Source organism: Bradyrhizobium sp. CCBAU 45394, assembly GCF_028128655.1.
Classification (GTDB): Bacteria; Pseudomonadota; Alphaproteobacteria; order Rhizobiales; family Xanthobacteraceae; genus Bradyrhizobium; species Bradyrhizobium diazoefficiens.
Window position 1 is genome coordinate 1 of sequence record NZ_LBIX01000029.1, and the last position, 317, is coordinate 317.

Below are 317 nucleotides of genomic sequence, written 5' to 3' on the forward strand. Positions count from 1 at the left end.
CGGCTTTGCGAGCACCCGTTCGTGCGCGAGGCGGTGGTGGTGGCGCACGAGGGCCCCGGCGGCGAGCAGCGTCTTGTCGCCTATGTGGTGTGCGCGCCGGAAGCAGCTTCGAACGGGCTGGAGGGAAGCGAGCTTGCCGGCGCCTTGCGCGCCCACATAAGTGCGCACCTGCCGGAGTACATGGTGCCATCGGCGTTCGTGCGGCTGGCGGCGCTGCCGCTGACGGTGAACGGCAAGCTGGACCGCAAGGCGCTGGCTGCGCCGGACGATGAGGCGTATGCGCATCGCGCCTATGAGCCGCCGCAAGGCGAGATCGA

Annotated in this window: 1 protein-coding gene; it reads left to right on the forward strand. The window is 70.0% G+C overall.

What is annotated here, in order from left to right; all coding sequences use genetic code 11:
• Positions 1 to 317, forward strand: a 317-nt coding sequence (locus tag WN73_RS11515) for an AMP-binding enzyme (RefSeq protein ID WP_271552818.1), incomplete at both ends; no start/stop codon positions are given.